We start from the raw sequence: 24,322 nt of genomic DNA, 5'->3' as shown, positions 1-24,322 counted from the left end.
CCCATGGATGGGTTCACAGCGCCTTCGCGAAGGCCTGACAGTGACATAGGTCCGGCCGGATAAAGTTACTAGTTAAATAATTGGCGTAGCTCTGCCGGTTCCAGGCCGCGCGGATCGGCGCGCTCGGCGTTACCCACCATCGGCAGCAGCTCGGCCATGGCGGCAATGGCAATGGCGTAGGGCGTCTTGTCGCCACCGGTGCCACCATTCGCCATACCGATGGGGCAGCGCACCCGGGCCAGGGCCATCTCGTCGTGTCCGGCATCCTTGAGCCGCGAGCGGAAGCTGGCCCACTTGCTCTTCGAGCCGATCAGGCCGATCGAGGCCATGTCGCTGCGTTTGAGCAGGGCGTCGACGAGTACCCGATCCTCGGCATGATCGTGCGTCAGTACCAGCGCATGGCTGCCGGCCGGGAGTGCCGTTACTGCGGCCTGCGGGTCGGCGGCGTGGCGGCAGGCCAGCCGTGGCTGATCCGTGGCCCAGGCCGGGAAGACGCCGTCGCGGCTGTCGTGCCACAGCACGCGCCAGGGCAGCGGGGCGGCCAGGCGCACCAGTTCGTTGCCGACATGGCCGGCACCGAAGATGGCCAGCGTCGCCGCGTTGCCGGGGAATACTTCCAGCAGCACGTTGACGAAGCCGCCGCAGCACTGGCCGCTGCGCCCACCCAGGGCAAAGGCCTCGAGGCTCATGCCGCTCTCGCCGCGGGCCAGCTTTTCCCGGGCCGCATCGATCACCTGGAACTCGAAGGTGCCGCCGCCGAGGGTGTCGCACACGGCATCTTCGGTGATTACCATGCGCGCGCCGGGCTCACGGGGCGTGGAGCCGGCGCTGGTCACCACGGTGGCCAGCGCATGGGGCAGCCCCTCGCGCTGCAGCCGATGCAGCGCCTCGTGCCAGGCCTGCGGGCGCGGCGCGTTCATCACACCGCTCCCTGCGCGGTGTCATAGCGGCTGCGCAGGGCCTCGGCGGCCATCAGCACCCGCTCCGGCGTGGCCGGGGTGTCGAGCCGCGGCGCTTCGGCGTAGTCGGTCAGGCTCGCCAGGGCGTCGCGCAGCGCCGACCACACCGCCATGCCGAGCATGAAGGGCGGCTCGCCGACGGCCTTGGAGCGGTAGATGCTGGCCATGGAGTTGGGGTGGCCCTCCATCAGCTTGACGTTGAACACCGGCGGCAGGTCGCCGTAGGTGGGGATCTTGTAGGTCGCCGGGCCGTCGGAGATCAGCCGGCCGGCGTCGTTCCACTTGAGCTCTTCACTGGTCATCCAGCCCATGCCCTGAATGAAGCCGCCTTCCACCTGGCCGAGGTCGATGGCCGGGTTCAGCGAGTCGCCCACGTCGTGCAGGATATCGACCCGGTCGACCTGGTACTCGCCGGTCAGGGTGTCGACGCTGACCTCCGCCACGGCGGCGCCGAAGGCGTAGTAGTAGAACGGGCGGCCCTGGCCGACGTTGCGGTCGTAGTGGATCAGCGGCGTGGCGTAGAAGCCCTTCTCGGAGAGCGAGATGCGGTTCAGGTAGGCGGACTGGACCAGCTCGCCCCAGGGGATGCGACGCTCGCTCTCGCCGTAACCGGCGACGAGGTGGCCGGCCTCCAGGCGCATGTCCTCGCGGTCGAGCCCCTGATCTTTGTAGAGATGCTCATGGGCGAAGTCGAACAGGCGCTGCTTGAGCTTCAGGCAGGCGTCACGCGCGGCCTGGCCGTTGAGGTCGGCACCGCTGGAGGCTGCCGTGGGTGAGGTGTTGGGTACCTTGTCGGTACGCGTGGCGGTAATGCGCACCTCGTCGGTATCCAGCCCCAGCTCGCGGGCCACCACCTGGCAGATCTTGGTGTGCAGCCCCTGGCCCATCTCGGTGCCGCCGTGGTTGATCATCACGCTGCCGTCGGTATAGACGTGCAACAGCGCGCCGGCCTGATTGAGGTGCTTGGCGGTGAAGGAGATGCCGAATTTCACCGGCGTCAGCGCCAGGCCGCGCTTGACGATCGGACTCTCGGCATTGAACTCGGTGATGGCGCGGCGCCGCACCCAGTAGTCGCTGCTGGTCTCGAGCTGCTCGACCAGTTCCTTGAGCAGGGCGATCTGATCCACCTGCTGGCCGTAATGGGTGGTCTGCCGGCCGGGGCGGTAGAAATTGCGCTTGCGCACCGTCAGCGGGTCTTCGCCGATGCGACGGGCGATGTCGTCCATCGCCGCCTCGATCACCATCATGCCCTGGGGGCCGCCGAAGCCGCGGAAGGCGGTGTTGGAGGCGGTATGGGTACGCGAACGATGGCCGGTCACGCGGGCTTCGCCCAGCGAGTAGGCGTTGTCGCTGTGGAACATGGCGCGGTCGACGATGGCGTCGGAGAGATCGGGGGAGTAGCCGCAGTCGCCGATCACGGTGATCTCGCCGCCCTGGATTACGCCCTGGTCGTCCACACCCAGCCGGTAGCGATTGTGGAACGGATGGCGCTTGCCGGTGACGCGCATGTCGTCGGCCCGCGGCAGGCGCAAGCGGGTAGTGCGGCCGGTGCGACGGGCGATCAGCGCGGCGATGCAGGCCCAGGGCGAGGCCTGGGTCTCCTTGCCGCCGAAGCCGCCGCCCATGCGGCGAACCTCCACGGTGACGGCGTGGAACGGAATGCCCAGCACCTCGGCGACCAGCTTCTGGGTCTCGCTGGGGTGCTGGTTGGAGGTGTGAACGATCACGCCCTCGTCCTCGGTGGGCTGCACCAGGCAGGCCTGGCCCTCCAGATAGAAGTGCTCCTGGCCGCCGACGAACTGCTCGGCTTCGACCACGTGGGCGGCATTGGCCAGTGCCTGCTCCCAGTCGCCGCTCTGCTGAACGTGGGTGGGGCGCACGAATTCGCCGCGCTCGGCGGCGGCGACCGGGTCGAGGCAGGCCGGCTGCTCGTCGATCTCCACGACTGCCGCCTGCACCGCCTCGCGCGCGGCGCGATGGCTCTCGGCGGCCACGGCGAACATCACCTGGCCGACGTAGCTGATCTCCTCCTCGACGAAGATGGGGTCGCCGGGGAACACGGGGCCGATATCGGTATGGCCCGGTACGTCATGGAAGCCGATGACGTCAACGACGCCCGGCATCGCGCGTACCTTGTCCAGGTCGAGCCGCGTCAGGCGGCCGTGGGCGACGGGGGACAGCCCCAGCGCCACGTGCAGGGTGTCGGCAGGCGCCTTGAGGTCGTCGATGTAGGCGGCACGGCCGGTCACATGCTTGATCGCGCTCTCGTGTGCCCGGGCGTGCGGATGCGGTGCCGCATGGACGGTATCCCGCGCCAGCGGGCTGGCGCCCTGGATACGGCCTTCGAGTTCGTGGCGGGCAGTTTCCGACTCCGGGCTCACATCGGCGGTGGTGTCTATATTCTCTGGCGCGGCTTCGTGCGCCTTAGACTCGGGCGCGGCTTCGGGCGCCTTAGAAGGCGAAAGCTTAGTGAGCGTACGCATGGAGCATCACCTCCCGGGGGCTGTCGGTCTCGGCCTGAGCGATCACGAGGCGCAGGCGCTCGAGCAGGTTGGCGGCGGAAAGCCGGCGGTATTCGGCGCTGCCGCGCACGTCGGACATAGGCTGGAAGTCCTCGGCCAAGGCTTCGCGAGCGGCAAGGAAGGCTGCCGCATCGGGGGCCTGGCCCTCCAGCGCCGCCTCGGCATGGGCGGCACGCTTGGGGATGGCTGCCATGCCGCCGAAGGCGAGTCGCACGTCACGCATCACACCGTTCTCCAAACGCCAGGCGAAGGCGCCCAGCACCGCGGAAATGTCATCCTCACGTCGTTTCGACAGTTTCCACACCTTGAGCGTTTGGCCCTCGGTGGGGCGGGGCAGGAAGATCGCGCGAATGGCCTCGCCCTCGCGCAGGGCGGTGCGCTTGTAGTCAAGAAAGAAGTCATCCAACGCCAGCTCACGCTCGCGCACTCCATGACCATCATTGGGGCCGACCAGACGCAGGCGCGAGCCCAGCGCCAGCAGCACCGGCGGAGTGTCGCCGATAGGCGAAGCGTTGGCGATGTTGCCGCCCAGGGTGCCGCGGTTGCGCACCTGCTGGGAGCCCAGGCGATGCAACAGGTGGGCGAAGGCGTCGTAGTATTCCTCGAGCAGCGGCTCCAGGCGCGAATAGCTGACGGCGGCGCCGATCCACCAGCCATCGCGACCGTCGTCCAGCGTGGCTTCCTCGATGAGGTTGAGCTCGGCCACTCGGGTCACGTCGATGACGCGCTCGAAGCGCGCCAGGCGCTGGGTGGTTTCGAGCCACAGGTCGGTAGCGCCGGCCACCAGGCGCGCCTGGGGATGCTGCGCGAGGCAGTCGCATAGCTCATCAAGGCTGGCTGGCTGGAGGAAGGTGGCGTCGGGGGCGAGGCGTTGCTCGCTCACTTCGCCGCCGCGGGGCGCCGCAGCATCGAGCCACAGGGGGCGATTGTCCGGGTGGACGTTCATGCTCAAGGCGGCATCGCGGATCGGCCGATAGCCGGTACAGCGGCACAGGTTGCCGCCCAGCACCGCTTCCAGCCGCTGAGGAGTCAGCGGGGCCGGCGCCTGGCGCTGTTGTTCGTGCAGGGTGAACAGGGACATGACGATACCCGGGGTGCAGAAGCCGCACTGGCTGCCGTGGCACTCGACCATGGCCGCCTGGGCCGGATGCAGCGCGTCGCTCTGGGCGAGGCCATCCACGGTGACCAGATGGCGTCCATTGAGCTGGTGGGCAGGGGTGATACAGGCATTGGCGCTGTGGTAGCGCAGTTCGCCGTCGGGCCCGGGCTCGCCGATAGCTACCGTGCACGCACCGCAGTCGCCGGAGGCACAGCCCTCCTTGGTGCCGGTGACGCCGAGCGTCTCGCGCAACAGCTCTAGCACGCTGGTTTCGGGGGACGCCTCGCATCGGCGCGGCTGCCCGTTGAGCATGAAGTCGATCATCGCCTTGTCTCTTGTGGACTCTCTTGTTGACAGACTCACGTCGATGTCTCGCGTTGGCCTTGTGTTCGCAGACCTGACGTAGTCGTTCGCACGGATCGGTGGGTTCGCCACCTGTTGACCAAGTGGTCAGGATGTATTGAGCATGGGCCAGAATGTCGCACTTTGCAAGCCTGGGAATCGCTCACGGCGAAGCCCGCCGCAGCGCTCCGGTAAGATCTTCCTCCTGCCGCGGCACGTCTGCCATGGCCGTATTTGCAGGAAACGTCCGCCTCGGGCACTCTCTTTGCTTCACAGAACCACCAGGCAGGGGCCGTCGATGACAGACGCGACCGAAACCGAGACCTTGCAACGCCCATCCCAGAGCAGTGAAAGCAACGGCGCCACCCGCGAGCGCAACGAGCGCTCCATTCTGTCGGCCGCTGAACGGGTCTTTGCCCAATACGGCTACCGCGGTGCCAGCGTCCAGGCCATCGCCGAGGCAGCGGGGTTGCCCAAGTCCAACGTGCTCTACTACATGGGCAACAAGCGCGGTCTCTACGTTCGCCTGCTCGAGCGAATGATGGCGCGCTGGAACGCGCTGCTTGACGACATCAGCGTGGAGGACGACCCGGCCGATGTGCTCGAGGCGTTCATCCGCAGCAAGATGCAGCTTTCCCGTCAGCACCCGGAGGGGTCGCGCCTGTTCGCCGCGGAGATACTTGGCGGTGCGCCTTTCCTGCAGGGCTATCTGCGTGGCGAGTTGCGCCAGTGGGTGCAGACCCGGGCACGAATCTTCGAGCAGTGGGCCGAGCGGGGTCTGATGGATCCGGTCGATCCGGTATGGCTGATCTTCCTGATCTGGTCGGCCACCCAGCACTACGCCGACTTCGAGGCCCAGGTGCTGGGGATCACCGGCAAGGACGAGATCTCGGACGACGACGTGGAGCGGATCACCCGGTTCCTGACCCAGGTGATACTCAAGGGTTGCGGTGTAAAGTCCCGCTAGCGTTGGAAGGTGGCTTGTCGTAGTTTCCACTGGCCTGAGAGCCAGTCATGCCTTCGGCAACGCCAGGCTGATCGCCACCGTGGCCACCAGCATGGCGCTCGACACCCATAGCGTGGCGGTGAGGCCGCCGGTCATGTAGAGCCAGCCGGAAAGCAGGGTGCCGACCAGCCGGCCCATGGCATTGGCCATGTAGTAGAAGCCTACGTCCAGCGAGACCCCATCCGAGCGCGCCATGCGCACGATCAGGAAGCTGTGCAGGCTGGAGTTCACCGCGAACACCGCGCCGAACAGCAGGAGCCCGCCCAGCAGCACCACATACGGTTGCCATTCCAACGTGAGGCCAAGCGCGATCAGCGCCGGCAGGGCTGCCAGCGCTGCGGCCCAGGCGATGGCGGCGCCGCGTCCCGCCGTGCGCCCGGTGATCCGTGGCGCCACCGCCTGCACCGCCCCATAGCCGATCACCCACAGCGCCAGGAACCCCCCCACCCGCCAGTGATCCCAGCCGAACTGGGTGGCGAGGAACACCGGCAGCGCCACCACGAACCAGACGTCGCGGGCGCCGAACAGGAACATCCGCGCCGCCGAGAGAATATTGATCGCCCGGCTCTTGGAGAGAATGTCGCGGAACTTGGGCTTGGCCTTGGCCCGGCCCAGGTCAGCGTCGAGGCGCAGCAGCGAAAGGCCGAGCACGCCGACGAGCATCAACGCCATGGCGAGTATCGCGCCCTGGAAGCCGATCAGGGTGAGCAGTAGCCCGCCGAGAAAGAAGCCCACCCCCTTGAGCGCGTTCTTCGAGCCCGTGAGCAGCGCCACCCAGCGGTAGAGCGAGGTGTGTCCCTCTTCGCCTGCCGGCACCAGGCCCTTGATCGCGCTCTTGGCGCTCATCTTGTTGAGGTCCTTGGCGATGCCCGAGAGCGCCTGGGCTGCCATCACCCAGGGCACCGTGAGCCAGACCGTGGGTACCAGCAGCATGGCCAGGGCGACGATCTGCAAGCCCAGGCCCAGATTCATGGTGCGATTGAGCCCCAGCCGCGCACCCAACCAGCCGCCCACCAGGTTGGTCACCACGCCGAAGAATTCGTAGAACAAGAACAGCAGCGCCACTTCCAGCGCGGAATAGCCGAGCTCATGGAAGTAAAGCACCACCAGCATGCGCAGGGCGCCGTCAGTGAGCGTGAAACCCCAGTAGTTGCCGGTCACCAACAGATACTGGCGAACCTCGTGGGGCAGGGCGGCAACGCGGGCGATCATGCGTCGACTATCCCTGCCTTGGCGGCCAGCTCCGAAACGCGACAGGCGTCGCCGTCCTCATTGTCGTGCCAGGCGTAGAGTTTCACCTGGGCGTCGGCCACCACGATGGCGTCCTCGGTCGACGTGATATCATCGCTGCCGCCGCTCCACTGGCCGTATACCGGGTCGAACTGGAGCAGGTGGGTGAAGGTGGCAGCACCGCCGCCCGGGTCGTTGATGCGTACAAAATCGAGGTCCGGGTTGGGCCGGCCGGTGCGCAGTACCAGGCGCTCGATGCGGCCGAAACCGTTGATGCCGATGCGGAGGGTCATGTCGGGGCTCTCGTGTTATAGGAAAGAACGTCGTGTGGCGAAATATATGGCAAATCGTATATGAGGCGAGATGACAGTTCGATGACGCCAGGCGACGAACTGCCCATCGACGCCCAATTGTCGGCGATCCGCCAGGCGCTGACCGCCCATTCCCGAGCGCTGCTCGTCGCCGAACCTGGGGCGGGCAAGACCACTCGGGTGCCGCTGGCGCTGCTCGACGAGGCCTGGTGCCTGGGTGAGCGCGGCGAAGGCCGCCTGCTGCTGCTGGAGCCACGACGGGTAGCCGCTCGCCTCGCCGCCGGCTTCATGGCGGAAAGCCTGGGCGAGCCAGTGGGACAGACCGTCGGCTACCGCATGCGTGGCGAGAGCCGGGTAGGGCCTGCCACGCGGCTCGAGGTGGTCACTCAGGGGGTACTGACGCGCATGTTGCAGGACGACCCGCTGCTTGAGGGGGTGAGCGGTATCGTCTTCGACGAGTTCCACGAGCGTAGCCTGGAGGCCGACCTGGGGCTGGCCTTGGCACTGGACGCCCAGTCGGTGCGCGATGATCTGCGTCTGTTGGTGATGTCGGCCACCCTCGATGTCGAGGCGCTGCTCGGCGTGCTCGGCGAGTCGACGCCGCGGGTCGAGAGTCAAGGGCGCAGCTTCCCGGTGGAGACCCGCTATCGTCCACTCAGCACTCATATCAATTCCAGGGACGACGCCGCAGGCCAACAAGCCAAGGCGGTAGGGGAAGCCCTTGCCCTGAGCGAAGGCGACATCCTGGTGTTCCTGCCCGGCGTGGCCGAGATCCGCCGCCTGGCGCGGGAGCTGGCGAGTCGTCAGCCCGAACTGGCGGTGCGCGAGCTGCACGGGGGCCTACCGCTGGAGGAACAGCGCCGCGCCTTGAGGCCCGAACCCGACGGTCGGCGACGCGTGGTGCTCTCCACCGCCATTGCCGAATCCAGCGTCACCGTGGACGGCGTACGCATCGTCGTCGATGCCGGCCAGGAGCGAGTGCCGGTGTTCCAGCCGCGCAGTGGGCTCAGCCGGCTGGAGACCCGCCGCGTCAATCGCGCCAGCGCCGATCAGCGCCGCGGCCGGGCCGGGCGTCAGGGGCCTGGGGTGTGCCTGCGGCTGTGGGCCGAAGAGCAGCCGCTGCCGGCCCACGGCGAGCCGGAAATGCTGCAGGCCGATCTCGCCCCGCTGGCCTTCGAACTGGCTCGCTGGGGCATCGTCGAGCCGGCCGGGCTGGCCTGGATCACGCCGCCGCCCGCCGGGGCGCTGGCCGCGGGGCGTCGCCTGTTGCAGCGGCTGGGTCTGATGGACGAGAGCTTCCTGCTCACCGAGCTGGGCCGTGCTTGCGTGCGCTGGCCCACGCACCCGCGCCTGGCGGCGATGCTGGCGCGTGCCGGCGAGCTCGGCGCCGTGCCGCTGGCCTGTGCCCTGGTGGCGACGCTGGAGGAACGGGATCTCGATGACGAACAGGATCTGGAGCGCACGCTCCAGGCCCGCCTGGCACAGCCCGCCGCCCACCGACGGTGGCAGCGCGAGGCCCAGCGCCTGGCCCGCATCGGCGGTGTGCGCCTGGAGGTCTCGAGTTTGGCCCCGCTGGGGGAGCTGCTGGCGCTGGCCTATCCGGACCGGGTGGCGCAGCGTATCCATCACGACGTCGGGCCGGGGCGCTTCCGTCTGGCATCCGGTGGGCTGGCGACGCTGCCTGAGCGCCATCCGCTGGCCCATGCCGAGCTGCTGGTGGCCGCCGATCTCGACGGTCAGGCCAGCGGGGCGAGAATCTTTCGTGGCGTGGCCATCGAGCGACCGCGGCTCGAGGCGCTGTTTCCCGAGTCCCGCGAGTGGCGGACGAGCCTAGCGTGGTCGGAGGAGCTGGGGCGTCTGGTCGGCGAGCAGGTGCGCGGCCTGGGGACGGTGGTGCTGGAGCGCAAGCCGCTGCAGTCGCTGCCACCCGACGCCGTGCGACAGGCGCTGCTCGAGGCCCTGCGCCGTCGCGGCGAGCTGCCCTTCGATGAAAGCGCCGAACAGCTGCGTGGCAGGGTGGCACTGCTGCGTCGCGAGCTGGGCACTCGCTGTGATCAGGAGGCCTGGCCCGACTGGTCGCCGCCGGCGCTGCTCGATGATCTCGAAGCCTGGCTGGGGCCGCACCTCGACGACATCAGAAGCCTCGACGCGCTGGCACGGCTGCCGCTGGGCCGTTTTCTGCTCGATAGCCTCGACTGGTCGCTGCGCAGCCGGCTCGATGCGCTGGCGCCGGAGCGCCTCGAGGTACCCAGCGGCTCGCAGATACGCCTCGACTACACGCCGTGCCTGGAGGGCCGGGCGCCGGTGCTGGCGGTGAAGCTGCAGGAGACCTTCGGCTGGCGGGAGTCGCCGCGAATCGCCGAGGGACGGATGGCGGTGCTGCTGCACCTGCTCTCGCCGGCCCGACGTCCGCTGCAGGTCACGGCGGATCTCGCCAGCTTCTGGACCAACGGCTACCCCGAGGTGCGTCGCGAGATGCGCGGCCGCTACCCCAAGCACCCCTGGCCGGAGGACCCGCTCACCGCCATGGCCACGGCGCGGACCAAACGACGCTCCTGATCAATGAGCGGTGGGAGCGGTCGCGACACGATCGGCATCGCTTTCCGTGTGTGCCTGACGTCGACGCAGCACCCATTTCTCGGCCTCCACGATCAGGTAGACGGCGACACTGGCGCCGACGATCGCCCCCCAATGGCTCAGCGTGAGGCCCTCGATGCCGAACACCGTCTGCATGAAGGGCAGGTAGGTCCAGCCCAGCTGTACCACGACGACCAGCGCGATCGCCAGCAACACCGGACGGCTGCCGAACAGCCCCGACAGCGAGAGCGTATTGTTGAGCAGGTAGCGGCTGTTGATGAGGTAGGCGATCTCGCCCGCCACCAGCATGTTCACCGCTCCACTGCGGGCCTGTTCGGCACTGCCGCCCTGGCCGTACAGGATCCAACTGAAGACGGCGAACACACACACGACCAGCAGTATCGAGACGAAGATGACCCGCCATAGCATGAACAAATCGAGCAGCGGGGCATGCGGATCGCGGGGCTTGCGCTGCATCACGTTGTCCTCGGCATGCTCGAAGACCAGGGCGATACCCAGGGTGACGGCCGTGATCATGTTGACCCACAGCACCTGAAGGCCGGTGATCGGTAGGGTGATGCCGGCGAGAATGGCAAGAAGAATGGCCAGGCTCTCGGCACCATTGGTCGGCAAAATGAAGGTGGTCGTCTTGCGGATATTGTCGTAGACCTTGCGGCCTTCGCCCACGGCGGCCACGATCGTGGCGAAATTGTCGTCGGTGAGCACCATCACGGCGGCCTCCTTGGCCGCCTCGGTGCCCTGGACGCCCATGGCCACGCCGACGTCGGCACGCTTGAGCGCCGGCCCGTCGTTGACCCCGTCGCCGGTCATGGCGCAGATACCGCCGCGCGCTTGCATGGCCTGCACCAGCCGCAGCTTGTGTTCGGGGGCGGCGCGGGCATAAACGTCGACCTCGGTGATCTCCCGCTCCAGCTCCTCGTCGCTCATGGCTTCGATCTCGTGGCCGCTCAGGGCGCGCTCCGTCCGTGCAAAACCCAGTTGATCGGCGATGGCGGTGGCCGTGACGGCGTGATCCCCGGTTACCATCACGGGGCGGATTCCGGCCTTCTGGCAGTTGGCGACCGCTTCGATGGCGGCTTCTCGCGGGGGATCGAGCAGACCCACCAGGCCGAGCAGGGTCAGGCCGTGCTCGACATCGTCGTCCTTGAGTTCACCCGAGACGTCTCCGGCATCCTTCTCGGCCAGGGCCAGCACGCGCAGGCCGCGTGATGAGAGTTCGTGTATCCGCGCTTCCCAGGTATCGTGGTCGAGTTCGACATCGCCCTCCGTGCCGCGCTCCTTTTCGCACATGTCGAGCAAGCGATCCGGTGCGCCCTTGAGCAGCAGGCGCTTGCCCTCCAGGTCGTTGAGGGTGGCCATGTACTTGCGCTCGGAGTCGAAGGGAATCCCGTCCTCGCGAGGGTGCTCGCCGTTGAGGTCGTGAGTATCGAACCCCGCCTTGGCGGCAGCGACGACCAGCGCGCCTTCGGTAGGGTCGCCTGCTATCGACCACGCCTCGTCCTCGTGGCATAGCTCGGCGTCGTTGCACAGCGCGCCCACTTGAAGGAAATGGGTGAGGGCGGAGTAGTCCTCCGAGGCGATTTCCTCGCCGTAGTCCTCCTCTTCGCCATGCCGTTCCTCTTTACCGTGCCGCTCCTGTTCGTCGTGCTCGCCCGGCGCGCCGTTTCGCGGGGCAAGATGGAACTTGCCCTCCGGGGCGAAGCCGATGCCGGAGAGGCGAAATTCACCCTCGGGCAGCCAGATGGCCTGGGCCGTCATCTCGTTGCGGGTGAGGGTGCCGGTCTTGTCGGAGAAGATGGTCGAGATCGAGCCCAGCGTCTCCACCGCGGGCAGACGGCGCACGATGGCGTTCTTGTGGGCCATCGACTGCACGCCCAAGGCCAACGAGATGGTGACGATGGCGGGCAGCCCTTCGGGAATGGCCGCCACGGCAAGCCCGACGCCGGCCATGAACATGTCGGCCCAGGGCTGGTCATGAATCAGTACGCCGAAGGCGCCGGTCAGAAACGCAGCGCCAACGATACAGAAGGCGAGGATGCGTCCCGCCCGGTCGAGCTGCTGTACCAGCGGTGTCTGGAGCTGTTCGACACCGCGTAGCATTTCCGAGATTCGTCCGATCTCGGTCTGCGAACCGGTCTGCACCACGACCCCCGTGGCGGTGCCCTTGGCCACGATGGTGCCGGCGAACAGCATCGAACTCCGCTCGGCGAGATCGGCCTCTTCGTCGACGGCCTCATCGGACTTGTCTACCGGGGTGGATTCGCCGGTCAGGGCGGCTTCCTCGGCCTCGAGGCGATTGCTCTCGAGCAGGCGGATGTCGGCGGGGACGCGGTCGCCGCCTTCGACCCTGACGATATCGCCGGGAACCAGCTCTTCGGCTTCGATCTCGCTCTGGTGACCGTCGCGCAGCGCCTTGGCCTTGGGCGAGAGCATGTCGCGAATGCTATCCAGCGCCTTCTCGGCTTTGCCCTCCTGGATGAAGCCGATCAGGGCGATGATGATCACCACGCCGAGAATCGCCGAGGCGTCGAGAAACTTGCCGAGAAAGAGGCTGGCCACCGCCGCCACGATCAGGATCAGCATCAGCACGTTGTTGAATTGACCCAGCAGCCGGCGCCACCATGGCGTTCCCTCGTCCTGCTGGAGCCGATTGGGGCCGTACCGCTCTAGCCGCTCTCGCGCATCTTCGGCTCCGAGGCCGTTCTGGCTGGCATCGAGGCGCTCAAGCACCTCGTCACCGCTCATGGCGTGCCAGAGCGTACGTTCTTCCTGATCGTCGCGGTCGGGCATGCGGCTCCTCCTGAGCTTGATCTCCCTAGTCCTTAGACGTAGCACAAGGGCGGCCTGGCTGCAGGTCGCCCAAGTAGCGAAATGTCAGTGAGGGCGAAGGTGAGGGAGATCGCCGCGCTGCCGCTGGGCACGACGTGCGTCAAAGCGCGCGCGCAGGATGCGCTTCTCCAGTTCCACAACGAGAAACACGGCGGTACTGCAGGCGAACATCATCAGCCAGTGACGCCACCCCAGGTTGGCGCTGCCGAACACGACTTGCATGAAGGGAAGGTAGGTCCAGGCGAGCTGCAACAGCAGCACGAGGCCGATGGCTAACCACACGGGACGACTGCCGAACAGACCCTGGAGGGACAGGTTGCTGCGCAGCAAGTACCGGCTGTTGATCAGGTAGGCGGCACTACCCATGACCAGCACGTTGACAGCGCCGGTGCGGGCCACGGCCTGATCTCCTTCCGCTTCCAGCAACCAGCTGAACGTTCCGAATACGGCGATGAGCAGCAGGATCGAGACGAAAACCACTCGCCACAGCAGGAACAGATCGAGTAGGCCGGCCGCGGGGTCTCGGGGACGGCGCCGCATCAAGTTCTCCTCGCCATTTTCGAAAGCGAGTGCCAATCCGAGGGTCACGGCAACGACCATGTTGATCCAAAGCGCCTGCAGCGGGCTGATGGGAAGCTGCGTACCCGCCAGCACTGCCAGCATGATCGAGAGGCCCTGTGCGCCGTTGGTAGGAAGGAGAAAGGTGATCGTCTTGCGGATGTTGTCGTAGACCTTCCGGCCTTCCTCGACAGCAGCCACGATGGTGGCGAAGTTATCGTCGGCCAACACCATCTCGGCAGCTTCCTTGGCCGCCTCCGTCCCTTGGATCCCCATCGCCACGCCGATGTCGGCCCGCTTGAGGGCCGGGCCGTCGTTGACCCCGTCACCGGTCATGGCGCAGATGCCGCCGCGTGCCTGCATGGCACTGACCAGGCGCAGCTTGTGCTCGGGTGCCACGCGTGCAAAGACGTCCACGTCGACAATGCACGTCTGAAGCTCGGCATCCGACATCGCCTCGATTTCACGGCCGGTGAGGGCGCGCTCGGTGTGGGTGAAGCCGAGCTGACGGGCAATGGCGAGCGCCGTCATGGCATGATCGCCGGTGATCATCACCGGACGAATGCCCGCCGAGAGGCACTGCTCGACGGCATGGATCGCTTCCTCCCGCGGCGGGTCGAGGAGCCCCACCAGCCCGAGCAGGAGCAGGCCACCCTCGGCATGTGCTTCAGCGAGTTCGTTCACGGCGTGGATCGGTTTCTCGGCCAATGCCAGTACGCGCAATCCCCGGCTGGAGAGGGAATGGATACGCTCTTCCCACAGCTGCCGGTCAAGCTCGAGCTCGCCTTCGGGATCGCGGACCCGATGACACATCTCCAGTAGACGATCCGGCGCTCCCTTCACCATCAAGGTGGGCTGCCCATCCACTTCATTAAGGGTGGCCATGTAGCGCCGTTCGGATTCGAAGGGAATGGCATCGTGACGGTCATGTGCTTCACGCAGCGCAACGGGATCCAGTCCCGCCTTGGCGGCGGCCACCACCAGTGCCGCTTCGGTGGGGTCGCCGTGAATCTTCCAGCGACCGATCTCCTGCGACAGTTCGGCGTCGTTGCACAGCAGTCCGACCCTGAGGAAGTGGCCAAGTCCGGGGTGGGTGTCGGGATCCACCGGCTCGGCCTCGGAATCGTCATCTTGCAGGCGGGAGAAATGTCCCTCGGGCGCGTAGCCGACGCCGGACACGACGATCTCGCCGTCGGGCAGCCATATGGCCTGGGCCGTCATCTCGTTGCGGGTCAACGTGCCGGTCTTGTCGGTGAAAATGGTGGATATCGAGCCTAGCGTCTCCACGGCGGGCAGGCGGCGAATGATGGCGTTGCGCCGGGCCATGGCCTGCACGCCGAGGGCCAAGCCGATGGTGACGATGGCCGGCAGACCTTCGGGGATCGCAGCCACGGCGAGACCGACGGCGGCCAGGAACATTTCATTGAGGGGCTGATCGTGGATCAGGGCACCGATCAGCGCCGTCACTATAGCGGCGACGAGAATGAAGATGGCCAATGCGCGGCCGGCGCGGTCGAGCTGACGCATCAGCGGCGTCTTGAGTTTCTCCACGCCACGCAGCATCTCGGAGATGCGTCCGATTTCGGTCCCGGCACCGGTTGCCACGACGAGGCCTAGTGCGGTGCCTTGGGCGACGATAGTGCTGGCATAGGCCATGCTGCTGCGTTCGGCCAGGTCGGTCAGTTCATCAACCGGTGCGGTCTGCTTGTCGACGGCAACCGATTCGCCTGTCAATGCGGCTTCCTCGGTGCGCAGACGGTTGGCCTGGAGCAGACGCAGGTCGGCGGGCACCCGATCGCCACTCTCGAGCAATACGATGTCACCCGGCACCAGTGCCTCGGCAGGGATGGTCTGGCGTCGCCCTTCACGCAGCACTTCGGCCTGTGGCGACAGCATCCCGCGAATACTCTCGAGTGCCTGCTCGGCCTTGCCCTCCTGGATGAATCCGATCAGCGCGATGATCGTGACCACGCCCACGATAGCCAGCGCATCGAGGCCATGGCCGAGTGCCAGGCTGGCGATACCGGCGGTGATAAGTATCAAGATCAGTAGATTGTTCAACTGCGCCAGCAAGCGCTTCCACCAAGGGCGCTGCGCCTGCTGTTGTAGACGGTTTGGGCCGTATTCGTGGTATCGAGCCGTGGCGGTTTCGTCACTCAAGCCATCGGCGCGGCTATCGAGCTGGGCCAAGGCTTCGTCGGCGGTCACGGCGTGCCAGCGGAGTTCTGGGGTGAGGGGGCGGGGCATGTCCATGTCTCCGCTAGAGAGGAGAGTCATGTTGTAGCATGGTAGATGCCGCGTTACCGTGATGCGGGACAAGTTTCGAGGCGCAAGCCGGCGGCAAGGGGAAAGATGCTTGACAGCCGCGTGCCGGGTATCCTGTCGCCAGACGCACTGACCGGAGATTTTCATGCCTTCCGCCGACGTCCTTTCGCCAAGCGCGAGGGAGCGCTGCCCATGCGGCAGTGGCATGCGCCTTGCGTCCTGTTGCGGTCCTTTTCACGGCGGCGAGCCGGCGCCCACTCCGGAAACGCTGATGCGCTCCCGCTACAGCGCCTTCGCCCTGGGCCTGCATGATTACCTGCGTGACACCTGGCACCCGAGCACACGCCCGACCGCGCTGGACCTCGACGCGTCGTCACGCTGGGTGCGATTGGAGGTGCTGGATCATGGGCAGGACGGAAACAAGGGCCGCGTGCACTTTCGTGCGACCTTTCGCGAGGGCAAGCGCTGGGGCGTGCTGGAGGAAAGCTCCCGCTTCGTGTACGAGGCGGGGCGCTGGGTTTATCTGGACGGCACGCCCAGCGTCACCCGCCTCAAGCCCGGCCGCAACGATGCCTGCCCCTGCGGCAGCGGGCGCAAGTTCAAGAGTTGCTGTGCATGCTAGGCCGCAGGTGCGAGCTCAGAGGATCATCGCCGCCAGCCAGCCGAAACCGATCAGCGGCACGTTGTAGTGCAGGAAGGTCGGCACCACGGTATCCCAGATGTGGTCGTGCTGGCCGTCGGCGTTGAGCCCGGCGGTGGGGCCGAGGGTCGAATCCGAGGCGGGGGAGCCGGCGTCGCCCAGCGCGGCGGCGGTGCCCACCAGGGCGATGGTGGCCATGGGCGAGAAGCCGAAGCCGAGCGCCAGCGGCACGTAGAGCGAGGCGATGATCGGCACGGTGGAGAATGACGAGCCGATGCCCATGGTGATGAACAGCCCCACCAGCAGCATGATCAATGCCGCCAGCCCCTTGTTGTCACCGATCAGCTCCGCCGAACCCTCCACCAGTGCGGACACCTCCCCGGTGGCCTGCATCACCCCGGCGAAACCCGCCGCGCTGATCATGATAAAGCCTACCTGCGCCATCATGCGCATGCCTTCGGTGAAGATACCGTCCTGTTCGTGCCAGCGGAACACGCCGCTCACCGAGAGCAGGGCGAAGCCGAACAGCCCGCCGAGCACCATGGAGCCGGAGAGCAGTTGGGTCGCTACCGTGCCCACCAACGCCGCGGCGAGGACGGCCATCTGCCAGGGTGCGAGATGCCGGGCGGCCTGGGCCGGCGTCTCGTCGCCGTGGGCCAGGTCGCGGTCTTCGTAGCGGCGCGGGCGGCGATAGCTCAGCAGAGCCGCCACGACGAGACCCAATGCCATGCCGCCGATGGGAATCAGCATGGCCATGGGCACCATGCCGCGCGTCACCTCGAGGCCCAGTTCGGCGCCGCTCGCGTTGAGGTTGGTGAGTAAGATGTCGTTGAGGAAGATGGCACCGAAACCTACCGGCAGCAACATGTAGGGCGCCGTAATACCGAAGGTGATCACACAGGCGGCGAGACGGCGATCCAGCCGCAGATGATTCATCAGCTTGAGCAGCGGCGGCACCAGTACGGGTATGAACGCGATGTGCACGGGAATCAGGTTCTGCGAGCTGACGGCTGCGGCCAGCAGGGCGCCCAGCAGAGTGAAGGCGACCCAGCGCCGGCTTGTTGGCTGGTCGTCGAGGTGCAGCCCGCGAATGGCGCGCTCGGCCAACAGCTCGGTGACCCCGGAGCGCGACAGGGCTACGGCAAAGGCGCCTAGCACGGCGTAGGCCAGGGCGACGGTAGCGCCGCTGCCCAGGCCCTCGTTGAACGCACTCATGATGTCGCCGATCGGTAGGCCTGCCATCAGACCCCCTACCAGGCTGGCGGCGATCAGGGCAAAGACGACGGAAACGCGGGCAAGACTGAGGGTGACCATGACCAGGATGGCCAGAACGATGGCATTCATGTGTGGCTCTTGGCTGAATGAACGGGGTCGAGATAAGGGGTGAGTTAGAAGAAAACCCCGGGCCGAAGCGCCGGGGCAGCGTATCTTACCTTAAACGGCCCGCCGGGTCAGTGGCTTGGCAGCAGTGCCCACGGCATCAGCCCGTTGAGCGCCCGCGAGGCGAGCAGCCGGTTGGCCCGTTCGATGTCGGGGGCGAAGAAGCGGTCGCGGTCGTAGTAGGCGACCTCGTTCCGCAGCGCCTGTCTGGCCTGTTCCAGACGCGGCGTGCTTTCCAGCCGATGCCCGTTCGCATCGAGTCGAAAGTCGAGGCCCTGGCAAGCGGCCAGCCATTCGATGGCGAGAATGTTCCTGACATTGTCGGCCATCTCCCATAATCGCCTGCCGGCGGCCGGGGCCATGGAGACGTGATCCTCCTGGTTGGCCGAGGTGGGCAGGCTGTCGACGCTGTGGGGGTGGGCCAGTGCCTTGTTCTCGCTGGCCAGCGCCGCGGCGGTGACCTGGGCGATCATGAAGCCGGAGTTGACGCCGCCGTTCTCCACCAGGAACGGGGGCAATTGCGACATGTGGGTATCCATCATCAGCGAGACGCGGCGCTCGGTGAGTGAGCCGATCTCGGCCAGGGCCAAGGCCAGGTTGTCGGCGGCCATGGCCACCGGCTCGGCATGGAAGTTGCCGCCGGAGAGGATGTCGCCTTCGCCGCTGAACACCAGCGGGTTGTCCGATACCGCATTCACCTCGATGGCCAGCACGTCGGCGGCCTGGCGGATCTGGGTCAGCACTGTGCCCATCACCTGGGGTTGGCAGCGTAGCGAGTAGGGGTCCTGCACCTTGTCGCAGTGGGCGTGGGAGTCGCTGATCTCGCTGCGTTCACCCAGCAGGTGGCGATAGGCCGCGGCGGCGTCGATCTGGCCGCGCTGACCGCGGGCGTCGTGGATGCGGGCATCGAAGGGCGCGCGGGAGCTGAGCGTGGCCTCCACCGTCAGCGCGCCGCAAACCGTGGCGGCCGCGTACAGGTCTTCAGCCTCGAACAGCCCTTTCAGGGCGTAGGCGGTGGAAACCTGGGTGCCGTTGAGCAGCGCCAGGCCCTCCTTGGGGGCGAGCCTGAGCGGCTCGAGCCCGGCGATCTCGAGGGCCTGACGAGCGGGGATCCATTCGCCGCGATGGCGTGCCTTGCCTTCGCCGAGCAGCACCACGCTCATATGAGCGAGCGGTGCCAAGTCGCCGGAAGCGCCAACGGAGCCCTTGAGCGGAATGTGCGGGTAGACCTCGGCGTTGACCAGGGCGAGCAGGGCGTCGAGCACCTCGCGGCGGATGCCGGAGAAGCCGCGGGCCAGGCTGTTGACCTTGAGTACCATGATCAGCCGTACCAGGGCATCTTCCATGGGCTCGCCGACCCCGGTGGCGTGAGACAGCACCAGCGAGCGCTGGAGGTCCTCCAGGTGGTCATGGTCGATGCGGGTCTGGGCCAGCAGGCCGAAGCCGGTGTTGATGCCGTAGACGGTGCGATCCTCGGCGACGACGCGATTGACGCAGTCGACGCCGCGCCGGATGGCGGCGTCGGCGCTGTCGGGCAGCATCACGCGCAGCGGCGCCTCGAAGACCTGGCGCGCCTGGGCCAGGGTCATGCTGCCGGGATTGATACTGAAATTAGACATGTCTGCCTCTTTCCAGGGTACAGGTGGGGGGCAATTTTAATGAAGGCGGCCTGTCGAGACGTATCCTGAAACAAGTGTCGAGCGGTCTGCAGATCCCGATGTAGGGGATGCTCTTCATCATAAAAGGGGATCGCCTCTCGCAAAGTTTTCCAGGCCAACACAGTGCCTGGGGCGAAGGCCTGGTCATCGATCAGGTCGAAGGCCTGGGCAGCCAGCAGGTATTCGATGGCCAGTACCTGGAAAGCATTGTCGAGGGCCTGGTCCAGCTTCAGGGCAGCGCTTTCCCCAAGGCTCAGGTGATCTTCTTGCAATCCTGAGGTCAGGAAATTATCGATGACTGCGGGCTGGGCCAGGCGCTTGTTGTCGGCAACCAACGAGGCTGCCGTGTACTGGGCAATCATCATGCCCGACTTGACTCCGACGTCGTGGGTGAGGAACGGCGGCAGCCGACTGGCCTGCGGCGTAACGAGACGATAGGTACGGCGTTCGGAAATCGAACTCCACTCGCACACGGCGATTGCCAGCAGATCGCATGCCATGGCCACCGAGGCACCATGCGGGTTGGCGTTCGAGACGACGCGATAGCCATCCCCCATCGCAATTACCAGAGGATTGTCAGTCGCCGAATTCAACTCATTGTCGACATGCTTTTCGGCATGCGCGAATTGATCGCGGCAGGCGCCATGCACCTGGGGTATCGAGCGCAAGCTGAGCGCGTCCTGGAGGTGTTGGCCCTGACAGCGTGCAAGGCGCCTGCTGCCCTGCAGCAATCGGTGCAGGTTGTCCCCGGCGTGCTGGACGCCTTCATGCCGCTTGAGGCCCGTCACTTGAGGTAGCAGCGCATCCAACTGGCCACCCAAGGCCTCGAAGCTCATGGCACCGACAATATCGGCCCAAGCAGCCAGTCGGGCGGTATCCTCTAGGGCGAGGCAAGCCAGGCCGGTCATGGCCGGAGTGCCATTGACCAGGCTTAGACCATCCTTGGGACCGAGGGTCAATGGGGCCATCCCGATGGCATCCAGCGCCTGTCTGGCCGATATTCGCTGGCCGCGGAACTCGACCTCCCCGTGGCCAATCAGCGCCAGGCCGATGTGTGCCATATGGGTAAGGTAGCCGACCGAGCCACGTGAGGGCACGATCGGTGTGATCTGCTCGTTCAGCAGCTGTAGCAGCCCTTTTACGATTACAGGGCTGATACCGGAATAGCCGTGGCTGTAATTGATGACGGCGCAGCAGATGATCGCCCGGACCTGCTCCGTCCGAAGTGGCGTACCCACACCACAAGCATGGCTCATCAGCGTATGGTAGGAGAGCCGCTGCAGCTCGTCTCGCCCGAGTACGACATCGCAGAGGGCGCCCAGGCCGGTATTGATGCCATAGTACGGTACCGGGGAAGATGCTATTTCCTCTACGGCCTGGCGCGCCTTGGCGATCCTCTCCCATGCGCCCTGCGATAGCGACAGGAGCGCGCCGTGGCGAGCCACCCGGACCACTTGCTGCCATTCAACCGGCGTTGCGCCGAGCTCAACGCATTCGGCATGCTCATTCATGGGCAGTTTCCACCAATTGGCCCAGTGCGTCTGGCTGAGACTGTTCATGAGCCCCCCGCACAATGAAAGTTTTTACTGCCGCGGCCACGATCAGCGCAAACAGGAACAGCACGGTGAATCCTCCTGCTGCGGCCAGGAACTTAATGCCATCCACGCCCTGGGCGCCGCCGCCGAAGGCCACCATGATGTAGGCGATGACACCGATAGAGAGGCCCCACAGGATCTTCTGCTTGCGGGGGGCCTCTTCCTCCGCCGTCATGTTCTTGGTGCAGATGGTGGCGATGGTCGATGACATCGAGTCCGCGGCGGTGGAGAAGGAGATGATCAGGGTCAGGATGGCCAGCGGAATCAGTAGGATGGACAGCGGCAGGTGCTGCAGGAAGCCCCATAGCCCCGATACCGCGCCGCTCTCGGTTACGACCGCGATCAGGTCCAGGGTGCCGTCCATTTGCCACTTGATCGCCGACCCTCCCCAGATGGCGAACCAGGCGATGCCGAACGCCGAGGGCAAGATCCAGTTGATGACGAGGAATTCGCGTAGTGTTCTACCGTAGGAGATGCGTGCGAGGAACAGCCCCATCAGCGGTGCATAGGCGATCCAAATCGACCAGTCATACATGGTCCACCAGGTGACTAGAGCCTCGCCTCCCGACTCCTTTGTATCGAACGACCATAGGAAGACGTTGTCGAGCCAATAACCCAGGCTGGTCACCGATAGGCTGAGAATGTAGTTTAGCGGGCCGATTATCAGCAGGATGACAACGAAGGCATAGAAGATGTAGGCATTGACCGATGACAAGAAGCGGATGCCGCGCTTGAGTCCGGAGACTGCCGAAGTGATGAAGATGGCCGAGATGATCAGCGTCAGGATCAACCAGGTGGTGGGGTTCGAGGCAATGCCGTATTCGACCTCGAGGCCGGAACTGATCAGGGCCAGGCCGGCGCCCAGCGACGAGGCGAGCCCCAGGGCGATCGCCAGGATGGAAATGATATCAACCACCGCACGAACCAAGGGCTTGCGTTCGGTATTGCCAAGAATGGGTAACAGCGTCGACGAGATCGAAAAGCGCTGTTGGCGGTTGAAGTGCATGTAGCCGATCATCAAACCGACGATGGAATACATGGCATAAGGAATGAAGCTCCAATTGTGGAAGCTCCTGGCCAATGCAAATATGGCGGCTTCGGCACTGCCGGGCTCAAAGGTTTGATTCCCGATTTCGCCATAAACATTGCCTAGATAGATGATCGGCTCGTTGACCGAGTAAGTCACTACACCCGTGGCGATGCCGCCGGTTAGCGCCATGGCGAATGTTGTTGCCATTGAAAATGTCGGCTTGGCGTTCTCTCCGCCTAGCCGAATGTTGCCGACCTTGGAAAAGAATATGTAGACGGTGACGCCAAGCGCTGCCACAGCCAACAGTTGGTAGAGCCAGCCGAAATCGGAGAGAGATAGGTAGAACAGCTGTCTGGCGACGCTGACTAGTAGCTCGTTATTGGCAAGACCAATGGTGACGGCCAGCAAGATAATGGCAAAGGACGGAATGAATACGCTTCGATTCAGACTTTTCTTGATTGGAGCTGACATTGGAAGAGGCCTTATGGAATTGTTGTCCGGGTGCAGCAAGCGTTACCGACATGTCGATGACATGACGGTAACGTCAGGTCTCGTGTCAACGAGCAGACATGCGTGTGAGGTTTACTCGAGCATCGGCAGGTCCAACCCATTTTCCCGGGCACACTGCTTGGCGATATCGTACCCGGCATCGGCGTGACGCATCACCCCGGTGGCCGGGTCGTTGCGTAGCACCCGGCCCAGGCGGGCGTGGGCGTCGTCCGTGCCGTCGGCGACGATCACCACCCCGGCGTGCTGGGAATAGCCCATGCCCACGCCGCCGCCGTGGTGCAGCGAGACCCAGGTGGCGCCGCCAGCGGTGTTGAGCAGGGCGTTGAGCAGCGGCCAGTCGGAGACGGCGTCGGAGCCGTCCAGCATGGCTTCGGTCTCGCGGTTGGGGCTCGCCACCGAGCCGGAGTCGAGGTGGTCGCGGCCGATGACCACGGGGGCCTTGAGTTCGCCGTTCTTCACCATCTCGTTGAAGGCCTGGCCGAGGCGGGCGCGATCCTTGAGGCCCACCCAGCAGATGCGCGCCGGCAGCCCCTGGAAGCTGATGCGCTCCTGGGCCATGTCGAGCCAGCGGTGCAGGTGCGGGTCGTCGGGGATCAGCTCCTTGACCTTGGCATCGGTCTTGACGATATCCTCCGGGTCGCCGGAAAGCGCCGCCCAGCGGAAGGGGCCGATGCCCTGGCAGAACAGCGGGCGGATGTAGGCCGGTACGAAGCCGGGGAAGTCGAAGGCGTTGGCGACGCCTTCTTCCTTGGCCATCTGACGAATATTGTTGCCGTAGTCGAAGGTGGGCACGCCCATCTTCTGGAAGTCGAGCATGGCCTGCACGTGCACCGCCATGGACTGCTTGGCGGCCTTGACCACGGCGTCGGGCTCGGCCTTGCCGCGCTCGACGTACTCGTCCCAGTTCCAGCCGGCAGGCAGGTAGCCGTGCAGCGGGTCGTGGGCGCTGGTCTGGTCGGTGACCATGTCCGGCTTGACGCCACGCTTGACCAGTGCCGGCAGCACCTCGGCAGCGTTGCCGCACAGGCCGATGGAGACCGCCTTGCCCTCGGCGGTGTAGCGCTCGAGTCGTGCCAGGGCATCGTCCAGATCCTTGGCCTGCTCGTCCAGGTAGCGGGTGCGCAGGCGGAAGTCGATGCGCGACTGCTGGCACTCGACGTTGAGCGAGCAGGCGCCGGCCAGGCTCGCCGCCAGCGGCTGGGCGCCGCCCATGCCGCCGAGCCCGGCGGTAAGAATCCAGCGGCCGGTGAGATCGCCGTCGTAGTGCTGGCGCCCGGCCTCGACGAAGGTTTCATAGGTGCCCTGGACGATGCCCTGGGAGCCGATGTAGATCCACGACCCCGCCGTCATCTGGCCGTACATCATCAGGCCCTTGCGATCCAGCTCGTTGAAATGCTCCCAGTTGGCCCAGGCCGGGACCAGGTTGGAGTTGGCCAGCAGCACCCGAGGGGCGTCCTTGTGGGTCTCGAACACGCCCACTGGCTTGCCGGACTGGATCAGCAGAGTCTGGTTGTCCTCCAGGCGCTTGAGTGTCGCGACGATGGTGTCGAAGCACTGCCAGTCGCGAGCCGCGCGGCCAATGCCGCCGTAGACCACCAGGTCTTCTGGACGCTCGGCCACGTCCGGGTGGAGGTTGTTCATCAGCATGCGCAGCGGCGCTTCGGTCAGCCAGCTCTTGCAGCTGAGCGTGCTGCCGGTGGGGGCGGCGATGCGCCGATTGGGGTCGTGGCGCGGGTCGGTGGCGATCGGGGAGTGGCGGTTCATGGGCGTGTCGTCTCTCGTTACGTGTC

General features: G+C 65.9%; 15 protein-coding genes and 1 pseudogene. 4 read left to right on the top strand and 12 right to left on the bottom strand.

Annotated elements, in window-relative coordinates:
• Positions 1–68 precede the first annotated feature (68 nt).
• The 3 genes from xdhC to xdhA are packed head-to-tail and all read right to left on the bottom strand — an operon-like array spanning position 69 to position 4,904.
• A complete protein-coding gene (xdhC, locus tag F0A17_RS04520) occupies positions 69–920 on the bottom strand; it encodes a xanthine dehydrogenase accessory protein XdhC (RefSeq protein ID WP_149327171.1) in 852 nt (283 codons plus the stop codon).
• Positions 920–3,442 carry a xanthine dehydrogenase molybdopterin binding subunit gene (gene xdhB, locus F0A17_RS04515; protein ID WP_228716806.1) on the bottom strand — a complete coding sequence of 841 codons (2,523 nt, stop codon included), beginning with the start codon at positions 3,440–3,442 and terminating at the stop codon, positions 920–922. The genes xdhC and xdhB overlap by 1 nt, the downstream gene beginning before the upstream one ends.
• A complete protein-coding gene (gene xdhA / locus F0A17_RS04510; RefSeq protein WP_149327170.1) occupies positions 3,426–4,904 on the bottom strand; it encodes a xanthine dehydrogenase small subunit in 1,479 nt (492 codons plus the stop codon). The genes xdhB and xdhA overlap by 17 nt, the downstream gene beginning before the upstream one ends.
• Before the next feature lie 316 nt (positions 4,905–5,220).
• On the opposite strand from xdhA, the gene F0A17_RS04505 reads away from it, so the two are divergent.
• Entirely contained in the window at positions 5,221–5,889 is a 669-nt protein-coding gene (locus F0A17_RS04505) for a TetR/AcrR family transcriptional regulator (protein WP_149327169.1), read from the top strand.
• Between the two features lie 45 nt (positions 5,890–5,934).
• Here the strand turns inward: F0A17_RS04505 and arsJ are convergent, their stop codons facing one another.
• Positions 5,935–7,140: an organoarsenical effux MFS transporter ArsJ gene (gene arsJ / locus F0A17_RS04500; RefSeq protein WP_149327168.1), complete on the bottom strand. Its 1,206-nt coding sequence runs from the start codon at positions 7,138–7,140 to the stop codon at positions 5,935–5,937.
• Entirely contained in the window at positions 7,137–7,451 is a 315-nt protein-coding gene (locus F0A17_RS04495; RefSeq protein ID WP_149327167.1) for a glyceraldehyde 3-phosphate dehydrogenase NAD-binding domain-containing protein, read from the bottom strand. Before F0A17_RS04495 ends, arsJ begins: the two co-directional genes overlap by 4 nt.
• 81 nt (positions 7,452–7,532) lie before the next feature.
• Here F0A17_RS04495 and hrpB point away from each other — a divergent pair, with 81 nt between their 5' ends.
• Positions 7,533–10,028, top strand: coding sequence for an ATP-dependent helicase HrpB (gene hrpB / locus F0A17_RS04490; RefSeq protein ID WP_149327166.1), 2,496 nt, complete (start codon positions 7,533–7,535; stop codon positions 10,026–10,028).
• Here the strand turns inward: hrpB and F0A17_RS04485 are convergent, their stop codons facing one another.
• Together F0A17_RS04485 and F0A17_RS04480 are read right to left on the bottom strand one after the other, a co-directional pair.
• A complete protein-coding gene (locus tag F0A17_RS04485) occupies positions 10,029–12,857 on the bottom strand; it encodes a cation-translocating P-type ATPase (RefSeq protein ID WP_149327165.1) in 2,829 nt (942 codons plus the stop codon).
• A gap of 84 nt (positions 12,858–12,941) precedes the next feature.
• Positions 12,942–15,701: an HAD-IC family P-type ATPase gene (locus F0A17_RS04480; RefSeq protein WP_149327164.1), complete on the bottom strand. Its 2,760-nt coding sequence runs from the start codon at positions 15,699–15,701 to the stop codon at positions 12,942–12,944.
• Between the two features lie 163 nt (positions 15,702–15,864).
• Here F0A17_RS04480 and F0A17_RS20985 point away from each other — a divergent pair.
• Together F0A17_RS20985 and F0A17_RS04475 are read left to right on the top strand one after the other, a co-directional pair.
• A pseudogene (locus tag F0A17_RS20985) lies at positions 15,865–15,930 on the top strand (hypothetical protein); the annotation flags it as partial.
• 60 nt (positions 15,931–15,990) lie between these two features.
• The gene (locus F0A17_RS04475) at positions 15,991–16,341 is read left to right on the top strand and encodes a YchJ family protein (RefSeq protein WP_422670426.1); all 351 of its coding nucleotides are present in this window, start codon (positions 15,991–15,993) and stop codon (positions 16,339–16,341) included.
• Between the two features lie 15 nt (positions 16,342–16,356).
• Here F0A17_RS04475 and F0A17_RS04470 read toward each other — a convergent pair whose 3' ends face one another.
• The 5 genes from F0A17_RS04470 to hutU all read right to left on the bottom strand — a co-directional run bounded on the left by F0A17_RS04470 (position 16,357) and on the right by hutU (position 24,296).
• Positions 16,357–17,703, bottom strand: coding sequence for a Na+/H+ antiporter family protein (locus tag F0A17_RS04470; protein ID WP_149327162.1), 1,347 nt, complete (start codon positions 17,701–17,703; stop codon positions 16,357–16,359).
• Between the two features lie 107 nt (positions 17,704–17,810).
• A complete protein-coding gene (hutH, locus tag F0A17_RS04465; RefSeq protein ID WP_149327161.1) occupies positions 17,811–19,358 on the bottom strand; it encodes a histidine ammonia-lyase in 1,548 nt (515 codons plus the stop codon).
• The gene (locus F0A17_RS04460; RefSeq protein WP_149327160.1) at positions 19,325–20,908 is read right to left on the bottom strand and encodes an HAL/PAL/TAL family ammonia-lyase; all 1,584 of its coding nucleotides are present in this window, start codon (positions 20,906–20,908) and stop codon (positions 19,325–19,327) included. The genes hutH and F0A17_RS04460 overlap by 34 nt, the downstream gene beginning before the upstream one ends.
• Complete coding sequence (locus tag F0A17_RS04455) at positions 20,901–22,532, bottom strand: BCCT family transporter (RefSeq protein ID WP_228716805.1); 1,632 nt, start codon at positions 22,530–22,532, stop codon at positions 20,901–20,903. The genes F0A17_RS04460 and F0A17_RS04455 overlap by 8 nt, the downstream gene beginning before the upstream one ends.
• A 72-nt stretch (positions 22,533–22,604) precedes the next feature.
• Complete coding sequence (gene hutU / locus F0A17_RS04450) at positions 22,605–24,296, bottom strand: urocanate hydratase (protein ID WP_149327159.1); 1,692 nt, start codon at positions 24,294–24,296, stop codon at positions 22,605–22,607.
• Positions 24,297–24,322: the final 26 nt, after the last annotated feature.

The sequence above is a fragment of the Billgrantia pellis genome (assembly GCF_008297955.1).
Lineage (GTDB): Bacteria > Pseudomonadota > Gammaproteobacteria > Pseudomonadales > Halomonadaceae > Halomonas > Halomonas pellis.
The sequence above is the reverse complement of the archived record's forward strand: the minus strand, read 5'-3'. Positions and strand labels throughout refer to the sequence as shown.

Excerpts from the sequence above, each read along its gene's own strand:
- xdhC (WP_149327171.1), bottom strand. The coding sequence starts at position 920 with ATGAACGCGCCGCGCCCGCAGGCCTGGCACGAGGCGCTGCATCGGCTG.
- xdhB (WP_228716806.1), bottom strand. The coding sequence starts at position 3,442 with ATGCGTACGCTCACTAAGCTTTCGCCTTCTAAGGCGCCCGAAGCCGCG.
- xdhA (WP_149327170.1), bottom strand. The coding sequence starts at position 4,904 with ATGATCGACTTCATGCTCAACGGGCAGCCGCGCCGATGCGAGGCGTCC.
- F0A17_RS04505 (WP_149327169.1), top strand. The coding sequence starts at position 5,221 with ATGACAGACGCGACCGAAACCGAGACCTTGCAACGCCCATCCCAGAGC.
- arsJ (WP_149327168.1), bottom strand. The coding sequence starts at position 7,140 with ATGATCGCCCGCGTTGCCGCCCTGCCCCACGAGGTTCGCCAGTATCTG.
- F0A17_RS04495 (WP_149327167.1), bottom strand. The coding sequence starts at position 7,451 with ATGACCCTCCGCATCGGCATCAACGGTTTCGGCCGCATCGAGCGCCTG.
- hrpB (WP_149327166.1), top strand. The coding sequence starts at position 7,533 with ATGACGCCAGGCGACGAACTGCCCATCGACGCCCAATTGTCGGCGATC.
- F0A17_RS04485 (WP_149327165.1), bottom strand. The coding sequence starts at position 12,857 with ATGCCCGACCGCGACGATCAGGAAGAACGTACGCTCTGGCACGCCATG.
- F0A17_RS04480 (WP_149327164.1), bottom strand. The coding sequence starts at position 15,701 with ATGCCCCGCCCCCTCACCCCAGAACTCCGCTGGCACGCCGTGACCGCC.
- F0A17_RS04475 (WP_422670426.1), top strand. The coding sequence starts at position 15,991 with ATGCGCTCCCGCTACAGCGCCTTCGCCCTGGGCCTGCATGATTACCTG.
- F0A17_RS04470 (WP_149327162.1), bottom strand. The coding sequence starts at position 17,703 with ATGAATGCCATCGTTCTGGCCATCCTGGTCATGGTCACCCTCAGTCTT.
- hutH (WP_149327161.1), bottom strand. The coding sequence starts at position 19,358 with ATGTCTAATTTCAGTATCAATCCCGGCAGCATGACCCTGGCCCAGGCG.
- F0A17_RS04460 (WP_149327160.1), bottom strand. The coding sequence starts at position 20,908 with ATGAATGAGCATGCCGAATGCGTTGAGCTCGGCGCAACGCCGGTTGAA.
- hutU (WP_149327159.1), bottom strand. The coding sequence starts at position 24,296 with ATGAACCGCCACTCCCCGATCGCCACCGACCCGCGCCACGACCCCAAT.